10 protein-coding genes are annotated in these 10573 nt (G+C 47.1%); 5 read left to right on the forward strand and 5 right to left on the reverse strand.

The window, feature by feature from the left end:
• Nucleotides 1-11: 11 nt before the first annotated feature.
• Nucleotides 12-1196 carry a phosphate ABC transporter permease subunit PstC gene (gene pstC / locus ACESTD_RS10085; RefSeq protein ID WP_005832300.1) on the reverse strand — a complete coding sequence of 395 codons (1185 nt, stop codon included), beginning with the start codon at nt 1194-1196 and terminating at the stop codon, nt 12-14.
• Between the two features lie 257 nt (nt 1197-1453).
• Between pstC and ACESTD_RS10090 the strand changes: the two genes are divergently transcribed.
• The 4 genes from ACESTD_RS10090 to ACESTD_RS10105 all read left to right on the forward strand — a co-directional run bounded on the left by ACESTD_RS10090 (nt 1454) and on the right by ACESTD_RS10105 (nt 6170).
• Nucleotides 1454-2272: a PstS family phosphate ABC transporter substrate-binding protein gene (locus tag ACESTD_RS10090; protein ID WP_005832302.1), complete on the forward strand. Its 819-nt coding sequence runs from the start codon at nt 1454-1456 to the stop codon at nt 2270-2272.
• Between the two features lie 74 nt (nt 2273-2346).
• Nucleotides 2347-4086 carry a glutamine--tRNA ligase/YqeY domain fusion protein gene (locus tag ACESTD_RS10095; protein WP_005832304.1) on the forward strand — a complete coding sequence of 580 codons (1740 nt, stop codon included), beginning with the start codon at nt 2347-2349 and terminating at the stop codon, nt 4084-4086.
• Between the two features lie 4 nt (nt 4087-4090).
• The gene (locus tag ACESTD_RS10100) at nt 4091-5503 is read left to right on the forward strand and encodes a tetratricopeptide repeat protein (protein WP_005832306.1); all 1413 of its coding nucleotides are present in this window, start codon (nt 4091-4093) and stop codon (nt 5501-5503) included.
• A gap of 28 nt (nt 5504-5531) precedes the next feature.
• Nucleotides 5532-6170 carry a DedA family protein gene (locus ACESTD_RS10105; protein WP_005831315.1) on the forward strand — a complete coding sequence of 213 codons (639 nt, stop codon included), beginning with the start codon at nt 5532-5534 and terminating at the stop codon, nt 6168-6170.
• A gap of 90 nt (nt 6171-6260) precedes the next feature.
• Here the strand turns inward: ACESTD_RS10105 and tpx are convergent, their stop codons facing one another.
• Complete coding sequence (tpx, locus tag ACESTD_RS10110; protein ID WP_005831317.1) at nt 6261-6761, reverse strand: thiol peroxidase; 501 nt, start codon at nt 6759-6761, stop codon at nt 6261-6263.
• Nucleotides 6762-6887: 126 nt separating this feature from the next.
• On the opposite strand from tpx, the gene ACESTD_RS10115 reads away from it, so the two are divergent.
• Complete coding sequence (locus ACESTD_RS10115; protein ID WP_005831320.1) at nt 6888-7487, forward strand: HdeD family acid-resistance protein; 600 nt, start codon at nt 6888-6890, stop codon at nt 7485-7487.
• Between the two features lie 63 nt (nt 7488-7550).
• Here the strand turns inward: ACESTD_RS10115 and ACESTD_RS10120 are convergent, their stop codons facing one another.
• From ACESTD_RS10120 to tnpB, 3 genes are all read right to left on the reverse strand, one after another.
• Nucleotides 7551-8144 (reverse strand): master DNA invertase Mpi family serine-type recombinase, encoded by a 594-nt coding sequence (locus tag ACESTD_RS10120; protein ID WP_005832309.1) that lies wholly within the window; start codon nt 8142-8144, stop codon nt 7551-7553.
• 194 nt (nt 8145-8338) lie between these two features.
• On the reverse strand, nt 8339-10132 hold the full coding sequence (locus tag ACESTD_RS10125) for an IS66 family transposase (RefSeq protein ID WP_373170067.1): 1794 nt from the start codon (nt 10130-10132) through the stop codon (nt 8339-8341).
• 72 nt (nt 10133-10204) lie between these two features.
• On the reverse strand, nt 10205-10573 hold a 369-nt coding region (tnpB, locus tag ACESTD_RS10130; RefSeq protein ID WP_373170069.1), incomplete at its 5' end, for an IS66 family insertion sequence element accessory protein TnpB.

Consider the following 10573-nt stretch of genomic DNA (forward strand, 5'->3'; position numbering starts at 1 on the left):
TCTACCTTCTTTTATTTTCGTCTTGGCGAAACTGCTTCCACCGTGAAATTTATCAATAAACTGATGAAGAACAGCACGACACCCAGTAGGAACAATGCTTCGTAGTGAGGTCCGCCGGCAGGTGCCTCGCCCAGCTCCGCGGCAATCGTTGCCGGAATGGTGCGCAGCGGTTCCAGGATGGTATGGGGAATGACGGCGGCGTTGCCCGTCACCATCAGCACAGCCATCGTCTCGCCCACCGCACGGCCGATGCCCAACACCACTCCGGAGGTGATGCCCGAAATGGAGTAAGGAATCACTACCTTATATATAGTCTGCCATTGCGACGCTCCCAGTGCCAGACTGGCTTCACGCATGGCACGAGGGCAGTTTCTCATCGCATCTTCCGTCACCGTAATGATGGTGGGCAGTGCCATAATGGCAAGCACAATACTGCCCGCCAGCCCGCTCTCGCCGACCGGCAAGTCGAAGACCTGCTGCAAAAAAGGCACAATGACAATCAAACCGAAAAAGCCGTAAACCACCGACGGTATGCCACTCAGCAACTCAATGATAGGTTTCAGCAGATTCCTTACCCGGGAATTGGCTACCTCCGACATATAGATTGCCACCGACAGACCAAACGGCAGTGCAAAAAGGATGGCAAACAGACTGACCCACAACGTCCCCGTAATGAGCGGCAAAAAGCCGAACTGTGCAGCAGGTGTTGCCGTGGGAAACCATTCGGCACCGGCAAAGACGTCTTTCACCGAAATGGTGTTGTCTTTCAGCAAATGCACTGAGTCTGGACGAACGATGAACTGCTGCGGTACAAAGGCTATAATGCCAGGCGTACGCTCCACCAGCTCCGTAATGCAAGCACCTGCATTTTCATAGGAAGCGCCCAACTGCTCTTCCGTATAATACTGTGTGATGTCCTCCAAACGGAAAAGGCGGATAGGAAGGTCCTCCCCTCCCACTTCGTTCCAGTTTGTCAGCTCTTCATCAAAGACATCCTTTATCTGTGCCGGAGTCAGTTCGCCCACCCGATTCTCCTTATTCAAAGCCAATACATACCCTTCTTCTATCACCTTGCTGCTGAACAAGCCTAGCGCTTCGGAAAAGAGGAACACGACGATAAGTACGATGGTAAGGCTCGTCACAAAGCCGCTACAAGCCAGTATACCTTCTACAATCTTCTCAAAAATCTTTTTCATGTTGCCTATTGATTTCTGTATGCAAAGGAACGGACCGGATGTTAAGGTAGTGTGACTAACGTTTGAAAGAAATGTTTCAAACGTGTTACAAAACCATTACAACGACTTAAAGTACACCCCATGTAACACACTTGTAATATCCATTGCCTTAATTTGCATCATGCGTTGAGCCAGATTACATGATGCATACCATCGGTTTACATCATGTGTTTGCCCCAATTGCATTATCTGTTTACCCAATTTGCATCATGTGTTTTATGAAGACAAGAGAATTACTTCTACTCCTCGCACTGACAGCCACCACCGGCATGCAGGCGCAACGCATCAAAGGCAGCGACACCGTGCTCCCCATAGCGCAGCAGACCGCCGAACGCTTTATGACCCTAAACCCCTCTGCCCGTGTCACCGTGACCGGCGGCGGAACCGGTGTCGGTATTTCAGCCCTGCTGGACCAGACCACGGACATCGCCATGGCTTCCCGCGCCATCAAGTTCAGCGAAAAGATGAAGGCCAAAGCCGCCGGAGAAGACTTGGCAGAAGTTCCCATCGCCTACGATGCCCTTGCCGTAGTGGTCCACCCCTCCAACCCAGTGAAACAACTGACCCGCCAACAACTGGAAGATATCTTCCGGGGCAAAGTCACCAACTGGCAGCAAGTGGGCGGAGACGACCGCAAAATCGTAGTCTACTCCCGCGAGACTTCCTCCGGTACCTACGAGTTCTTCAAGGAAAGCGTACTGAAAAACAAGAACTACATGAGCAGCAGTCTCTCCATGCCTGCCACGGGAGCCATTATCCAATCCGTCAGCCAAACTCGCGGAGCCATCGGATATGTGGGTCTAGCCTATGTATCACCGCGTATCAAGACACTCGCCGTTTCATACGACGGGCAGCATTATGCCGCTCCCACGCTGGAGAATGCCATCAATAAGACTTATCCGATAGTACGCCCGCTATACTATTATTATAACCGAAAAAACGCCTCGGTCGTAGCCCCTCTGCTCGATTTCATCTTGTCTGCCGCAGGACAGAAAATCATCAAAGAGAGCGGATATATCCCGGTACATAAAGAATAAATCTTCATTCTTCATTCTTCATTCTTCATTTTTTTACCCTATCTTTGTCCCCACGATACGAAAATAGTAACATTATGGCAGAAATAAAGAGCGAAGAAACAAGCGAAAAAAAGAGCTTGAACTTCATTGAGCAAATAGTAGAAAACGATTTGAAAGAGGGTAAAAACGGGGGAAAAGTACAGACGCGCTTCCCGCCCGAACCAAACGGTTACCTCCACATCGGACACGCCAAGGCCATCTGCCTTGATTTCGGTATTGCCGCCGCACACGGCGGTGTCTGCAACCTGCGTTTCGATGACACCAATCCCACCAAAGAAGATGTGGAATATGTAGAAGCCATCAAGGAAGACATCCAGTGGCTGGGCTACAAATGGGGTAACGAATATTACGCTTCCGACTATTTCCAGCAATTGTGGGACTTCGCTATCCGCCTCATCAAAGAGGGCAAGGCATACATCGACGAACAGACTTCCGAGCAGATTGCCGCCCAGAAAGGAACTCCCACCCAGCCCGGTGTGGAAAGTCCCTACCGCAACCGTCCTATCGAAGAAACACTGGATTTGTTCCAGAAGATGAACAGCGGCGAGATTGAGGAAGGTGCCATGGTGCTCCGTGCCAAGATAGACATGGCAAGCCCCAACATGCACTTCCGCGACCCTATCATCTACCGCGTAGTGAAGCATCCACACCATCGCACGGGCACCACTTGGAAGGCTTATCCGATGTACGATTTCGCCCACGGGCAAAGCGACTTCTTTGAAGGCGTGACACACTCGCTCTGCACACTGGAGTTTGTGCCCCACCGTCCACTCTACGATCTCTTCGTGGACTGGGTGAAGGAAGGCAAAGACCTCGACGATAACCGCCCCCATCAGTATGAGTTCAACAAACTGAACCTCAGCTATACGCTGATGAGCAAGCGCAACCTGCTGACTCTAGTCAAGGAAGGCTTGGTAAACGGTTGGGACGACCCCCGTATGCCGACTATCTGCGGTTTCCGCCGTAGGGGATACTCTCCGGAGTCCATTCATAAGTTCATCGACAAAATAGGATATACAACCTACGATGCGCTCAATGAATTCGCCCTGCTGGAAAGCGCCGTGCGCGAGGACTTGAACGACCGCGCCACCCGCGTATCTGCCGTACTGAATCCGGTGAAGCTTATCATCACCAACTATCCCGAAGGGCAAGTGGAAGAGATGGAAGCCGTCAACAACCCCGAGCATCCCGAAGAAGGCAACCACGTCATCGAATTCAGCCGCGAACTCTGGATGGAGCGCGACGATTTCATGGAAGATGCCCCAAAGAAATACTTCCGCATGACACCGGGACAAGAGGTACGTCTGAAGAACGCGTACATCGTGAAGTGTACCGGCTGCAAGAAGAACGACGCCGGTGAAATCACCGAAGTATATTGCGAATATGACCCTGATACCAAGAGCGGTCTGCCCGGAGCCAACCGTAAGGTGAAAGGCACCATCCATTGGGTAAGTTGTGCCCACTGCCTCGAAGCAGAAGTACGTCTCTACGACCGTCTGTGGAAAGTGGAGAACCCGCGCGATGAGCTTGCCGCCATCCGCGAAGCGAAGAACTGCGACGCACTGACAGCCATGAAAGAAATGATCAACCCCGACTCCCTGAATGTGCTGCCCTGCTGCTACATCGAGAAGTACGCTGCCGGCATGCAGCCCCTCTCCTACCTGCAGTTCCAACGTATCGGTTATTTTAATGTTGACAAAGATTCTACGCCAGAAAAAATGGTATTCAACCGTACTGTAGGTCTGAAAGACGTTTGGGGTAAAATCAATAAATAAGAATATGAGTAAAAAAAACCTGCTGTCCGGAAGAGACAAAGAACTGCAAGAAATGGCAGAACAATATGAAGCAGCCAAAGCAGAGAACAGAACCATCTATCTGGACGCAGACGACTTAGCCGACCTCGCAGACTGGTATGCCGTGCATCATAAATATGCCATGGCTACCGAGGTCGTAGAGTATGGCTTGGGAATACATCCGGATAATACGGCTCTGCTGGTGGAACAGGCATACTTGTTCCTCGACACCCAGCATAAAGAGCAAGCCAAAGATATATTGGAACGGATTGCCGAAGAATCTTCCGAAGTGAAAGTGCTGAAAGCCAACCTACTGTTGGGCGAAGGCAAAGAAGAAGAAGCGGAAGCGATACTCGACAGCATAGACGATAAGGACGACCTGGCCAATATCGTTGATGTATCCTATATGTACATCGACATGGGATTCCCGGAAAAAGCATTGACATGGCTGACGCGCGGACTCGAAAAATATGCCGAAGAAGAAGCCTACCTTGCCGTCACCGGCGATTGTTACTATGCCCAGGGACTGTTTGAAAAAGCCACCTTCTTCTTCAATAAGCTGATTGACAAGAATCCGTATTCGGCTCCTTACTGGTTTGGACTGGCCCGTTGCTACTTTGACCAGCAGATGTTCGACAAAGCAATCGAAGCATGCGACTATGCCACGGTGGCCGATGACGAGTTTGCCGATGCCTACCTGATGAAAGGACATTCCTTCTTCCAATTGGGAAATGAGGAAAGTGCCATGGAGAACTACCTGCAAGCCGAAAAGTTCCATCTCGTCTCCCACGGTTTCATCAACACCTTCATCGGCCTGAACAAAACCTCCAAAGGAGAGTGGAAAGAAGGATACGACTATCTGGAAAAAGCCATAACGGCCGAAGACAGCCATGACTTCGCCTTGCCCTCCCTTTATGCCAATGCGGCCCTATGCCTGCACAAGATGGGAAAAAAGCGCAAAGCCCACCAATATTGTAAAAAAGCATACGACTTGGCACCCGAAGAGATAGACCCGTATCTGATTGAGGGGCGCATCTACATGGAAGAAGGTGAGTATGAGAAAGGTGTGAAAAAATGGGCCAAAGCCTTAGAGTATGCCCCCTATGCAGATACCTGGCACGAAATAGGCATGTGTAGCATGGAGATAGGACAACTAAGCTATGCCAAGCTGGCCTTTGAACATGTCAAAGAGATGGAACCGGACTTTGAAGGTATCAACGAAAGGCTGACCTCTCTGTATATGCTGCTCAAAGACAAAGAGAACTTCATGAAGTACAACCAGCTGTGCGAACATCCGTTCAGGCTGGAAGAGCTGGACAAATTGCAACAGATACTACAAGAAGATAATCAGGAAGAGCTGGCCCTAGTGATGAAGAATATTTTCAATGCATTACAATAACAGTAATTATATACCACTAATCTAGCAAATGGAATCAGTAGCCTTTATCCAATGGTGTCTCGACCACCTCAATTACTGGACCATCACTTTATTGATGGCCATTGAAAGTTCGTTTATTCCCTTCCCCTCGGAAGTTGTAGTCCCTCCTGCCGCTTGGAAAGCCGCCAACAATGACAACATGAATATATATCTGGTGGTATTGTTTGCAACCATAGGGGCAAATATCGGAGCATTGATAAACTACTATCTGGCAAAATGGCTGGGACGCCCCATCATTTACAAGTTTGCCAACAGCCGTTTCGGGCACATGTGCCTCATCGACGAAGCCAAAGTGCAGCATGCGGAGGAATACTTCGATAAGCATGGAGCCGTATCAACCTTTGTCGGCCGCCTGATACCTGCTGTTCGCCAGTTGATATCCATCCCTGCCGGTCTGGCACGCATGAAGCTGGGAACTTTCTTGCTGTACACCACCTTGGGTGCAGGCCTTTGGAATTCCATCCTGGCTTTTATCGGCTATTACTTGTCCACAGTACCCGGCATTGAGAACGAGGAACAGCTGCTTGCCAAAGTAACGGAATACAGCCATGAGATAGGTTATGTATTTATCGGCATCGGCGTACTCATCGTGGCATTCTTCATCTATAAAGGCATGAAGAAGAAATAAAAAAGAAAACGGTATGATAATAAAAAAGCGGTGGACAGCATGATAAATTCTGTCCACCGCTTTTTATTGCTTATCCCAAATCCAAACTTTCTACTTTACAGCTGCAATAGCTTTATCATAGTCAGGTTCTTGCGTAATTTCAGGTACCAATTCCGTATAGGCAATCTTACCATCTTTGCCGATAACCACTACCGAACGCGCCAGTAGACCTGCAAGCGGTCCGTCGGCCATGCGTACCCCGTAGTTTTCATCAAAATCGGAAAAACGGAAATCAGACAAAGGAATCACATTCTCAATACCCTCCGTTGTACAGAAACGTGCATGTGCAAAAGGCAAATCCTTGGAGATTGCCAACACTACCGTATCGGGCAGGCCGGCAGCCAGTTTGTTGAACTTACGTACAGAAGTAGCGCACACACCAGTGTCAAGGCTGGGGAAAATATTCAAAATAACATTCTTCCCGTTCAGTTCCTTCAAAGAGAATGAAGACAAATCTGTTTTTACCAATTCGAAATCGGGGGCAACAGAGCCCACCTTTATAAATTCACCGATAACCTTTACCGGTTGTCCTTTAAATTTTGTTGTAGCCATAGTTTTATCAAATTATATGTATACATAACAAATTACATACAGAAAAAGTTCACCCGAAACTTTTTTCCAGATAAACTGTTATTCTACGGACGAATTAATGATAATCACTTAAAAAATTAAATTCACATGAAAACTATTTTTGACGAACTTCAGCAGGAAGTAAAGAATTGGTGGATTTCACTCATTCTTGGTATTCTTTATGTAATAGTGGCTATAAGCCTGATGTTCTCCCCTCTCAGCGGGTATGCGGTATTGAGCATTCTGTTCAGCGTCTCCATGTTGTTCAGCGGTCTGCTGGAAATATCCTTTGCAGTAAGTAACCGTAGAAGGGTATCCAGTTGGGGATGGTATCTGGCTGGAGGCATCATCGACATGATTCTGGGATTCTACCTGATAGCCTACCCGATGCTCAGCATGGAAGTCATTCCATTCATCATCGCCTTCTGGCTGATGTTCCGCGGCTTCTCATCCGTAGGCTATGCCATGGACCTCAAAAGATACGGGACAAGAGACTGGGGATGGTATGTTGCTTTCGGTATTCTTGCCGTCATCTGCTCGCTCATCATCTTGTGGCAACCGGCAGTAGGCGCCCTTTACGCCGTGTACATGATTTCGTTTGCATTCCTGATTATAGGCTTCTTCCGTATCATGCTGTCATTTGAGCTGAAAAACCTGCACAAGCGCGGGAAAGAGTGGAAGGAAAAGAAAGAAGTATCAGCCGAATAAGTAGCCCACACGAAGCGTGTCAAAAGGAATCCCACCTTTGACACCTTCGTTTAGCCGAATTGCTCAATAACGTCTCAGAAAACGGAACATCGTGGTCCGTGACACTCCCATCTGCCGGGCAAGTTCAGCACACGACTCTCCTCTTTGGTGCTCCCTCACAAGTTTCCTCTTGTTCGCATAGAGTATCTTCATTTTGGGTGTGTCCCCTTTCTTCCTGCCCAGATGTTTTCCCTCCTGCCTCCGTCGTTCCAGTGCTTCTTTGGTGCGCATGGAAATCAGATTACGCTCTATCTCGGCCATCAGTCCAAAAGCAAAACCCAGCACTTTGCTGTTGATGTCATTCTGGAACACATACCCCTCTTTGGTACTGTACAGCACCACTCCCCTTTTGATGCAGGAGTTAAGAATGGTCATTATCTCCAGCAGTGTCCGGCTAAGCCGCGAAATTTCCGTTATAATCAAGGAGTCTCCCGGTTTCATCCGGTCCAACAAGCCCGCCAGTTTACGCTCTTTGCTACTCACTTTTCCGCTGACCGTCTCCATGTACCATCTGTCGATGCTCAACCCATTCTTTTCCGCGAAGCGTATAATTTCCTCGCGCTGATTCTCTAAAAACTGTTTTTCTGTACTTACTCTTAAATAAGCTACTACTGCCATAATTGATAAACGTTTATTGGTTATTATTCACCACCAAAGAACGGTTATTCAAGTAAGAGTGGCAACACACAACTATGACTCTCTATCACAGAGGATCACATTATGGACGTAAGCACTCAATTTAGGGCATCTCCCTTTGAAAGGGCACTTTTCAGTGCCCTAAACCGAGTTTTGTTAATTAATTAGTCTTGAATTTAACATTGGCTGGCAGCCAAAGTGATTTTGTCAGGAACCATGTTAACATAATCCCTGCACCCGTTAAAGATATTTTTGAAAAAAGTTCCGATGAAGTTCCAGATAGAACTGCCATGAAGCTTTACCGTTCCTATCACACTGTGATAAGTTGCTGCCATCTCTGCACCGGCATCACTACCATAATGAAGTGAATTGTTGCGTTGAGTGGTCAGCTTTCGAATGGTTCGCTCAGCCAGGTTGTTGTCTATCGGTAATTCACCATCATCCAAGTAAGCAAAGAGCTCTTTCCAGAACCGGTTCAGATAATTGAGAGCTTCTTTATAATACCGGCTTCTAAATTCTGAATCCTTTGTCAGTTCACTGTCCAACAAGCTGCGTAACTCTATCAGAAGTTCCTTCGTTGCCAGGCTTTGCCTTTCTCGGAACCTTTCCTTGGGAGTTAATCCGGCATCATCGTATTTACGCTCCCTCATAAAGAACTCCTTTAAAATTTCGGAAAAGCGTTCTGCATTCGGTTCACCACCCTGATTGGAAGCCTTGACAAACTTGTTCTTGGCATGTGACATACAAACCTGGTGTACAGTATCTTTAAACCGGGCTGATTTCAGCTCATTGCCGATAAATACATAAGCATTGTATCCGTCGGACATAATACTCTTCAACTCTGCATCGCCCAAAAAGTCTGTAAGTACATCACGACCGCGCGAGCCATTCTCATAGAAGAAAATGGCTGTTTTCTGAGCCTTGTTGACCAGAACCCAAATGTAGCACTTCTTATAGTGATCGTATTTGCGCACTTTACACCAGGTCTCATCGCAGTTCACAATCGAATCTTTTTCCAAAGCTATAGACTTCAATACACAAACCAGTTCGTCCAGGTATGTCTTACCTTTCTTAAGCCAGTTGCGCAACGTGTTTTTAGAAATGGTCATGCCCATATCTGTCAGCCATTGGTGAAGAAGACCAAAAGTCACATTCTTTACATAAACTTCATAGGCAATAGCCTGCAGAAATTCAGGAGTGGCCCTAGTGCCTTCAAAACTGGTTACTACCTCCGGATGGCCTTCAGAAGGGAAATAGCCCCACTTCGGCTTTTTACCAGGCTCTGCATAATGAACCATCTCAAAACATTCTTCCGTAAGGAAAGTACGAAAACTGAATACCCGTACCATTCTTCTTTCAATAAGGCGACCGGGAACCTTTGTCAAATCGGAAGGATGCTCTGTCGCCTCTCCAACTACTCCCATCCTTTTATAACCGTCAGGGCGATTGGATAAATCACGCTCTTTCCTGGAAGACTCTTTTACCTCTTGAGATGGAGCATGATCAACCGAATCCGTACGAAGCGTATCATCGGTTCCATCATAATCATCTTTCTCCTTCCGGCGGTCTGAATCACTTGTTTTAGCTTTAGATTGTATCTTTTGACGTCTATCACCAAAACGTTCCTGATGGGCATAATCAAGTTTTTCTTGAAGTGATTTTATCTTACGCTCAGCCGATTTGCGAAGTTTATGCTCTTCCGATAACCGATTCTCAAGGTCAGCATGTTTCGATTCCATAGAGGACACCTGAGCCTTCAGATCCTTCATCTGAGCCATAAAATCCTCCAAAACAAGCTTCATGGCATCACTTGTCAACCGAAGATCCTGATTCTGTTCGGCAAGGTATTGTATGTATCGCTCTTTCTGATCCTCTGCCATACCTGCACTATAATTTATAGGGTTGCGTGAGTAGGTTTCCCTACTCAACAACTCTCGTTTTGTTGTAATTATATCTTGCAGATCGATCATACTTAAACCTTTGATTTACAGCATTAAAGGTAATAAAATAATCACAAAACCGCAAGTGGATAAATAGATTGATTATCTGATTTTTAATGTTTTAACTATAGGATTCTCAAGAATCAAAACCACGTCCTTCCAGGCAATCCGATAAACAGTATCTGCCCCGTTCCGCTCTACTTTCATGAACTGATAGCCTGCTACAAACTTCTTTTCGAACAGACTATATGAACGATTATCAAATGAAAACATACGGACTATTCTGCGATTGCGAGACATGACTATAAAGACGTCTCCATCATTGGGCTCACGGTGAAGCCGTTCACGAATGACAGACAGCACACGGCTGTGTTTACAACGCATATCGGTAAAATCACGGACATAATAAAAATGATTCAGACCGGTAACACTCAACATAACCCCTCCAACTGCTCTACCATACGAACCAAA

The organism is Bacteroides sp. AR20 (assembly GCF_964250605.1).
Taxonomy (GTDB): domain Bacteria; phylum Bacteroidota; class Bacteroidia; order Bacteroidales; family Bacteroidaceae; genus Bacteroides; species Bacteroides uniformis.

Coding starts and splice junctions, on each gene's coding strand:
- ACESTD_RS10105 (WP_005831315.1), top strand. CDS start 5,532: ATGGAATCAGTAGCCTTTATCCAATGGTGTCTCGACCACCTCAATTAC.
- tpx (WP_005831317.1), bottom strand. CDS start 6,761: ATGGCTACAACAAAATTTAAAGGACAACCGGTAAAGGTTATCGGTGAA.
- ACESTD_RS10100 (WP_005832306.1), top strand. CDS start 4,091: ATGAGTAAAAAAAACCTGCTGTCCGGAAGAGACAAAGAACTGCAAGAA.
- ACESTD_RS10090 (WP_005832302.1), top strand. CDS start 1,454: ATGAAGACAAGAGAATTACTTCTACTCCTCGCACTGACAGCCACCACC.
- pstC (WP_005832300.1), bottom strand. CDS start 1,196: ATGAAAAAGATTTTTGAGAAGATTGTAGAAGGTATACTGGCTTGTAGC.
- ACESTD_RS10115 (WP_005831320.1), top strand. CDS start 6,888: ATGAAAACTATTTTTGACGAACTTCAGCAGGAAGTAAAGAATTGGTGG.
- ACESTD_RS10120 (WP_005832309.1), bottom strand. CDS start 8,144: ATGGCAGTAGTAGCTTATTTAAGAGTAAGTACAGAAAAACAGTTTTTA.
- ACESTD_RS10125 (WP_373170067.1), bottom strand. CDS start 10,132: ATGATCGATCTGCAAGATATAATTACAACAAAACGAGAGTTGTTGAGT.
- ACESTD_RS10095 (WP_005832304.1), top strand. CDS start 2,347: ATGGCAGAAATAAAGAGCGAAGAAACAAGCGAAAAAAAGAGCTTGAAC.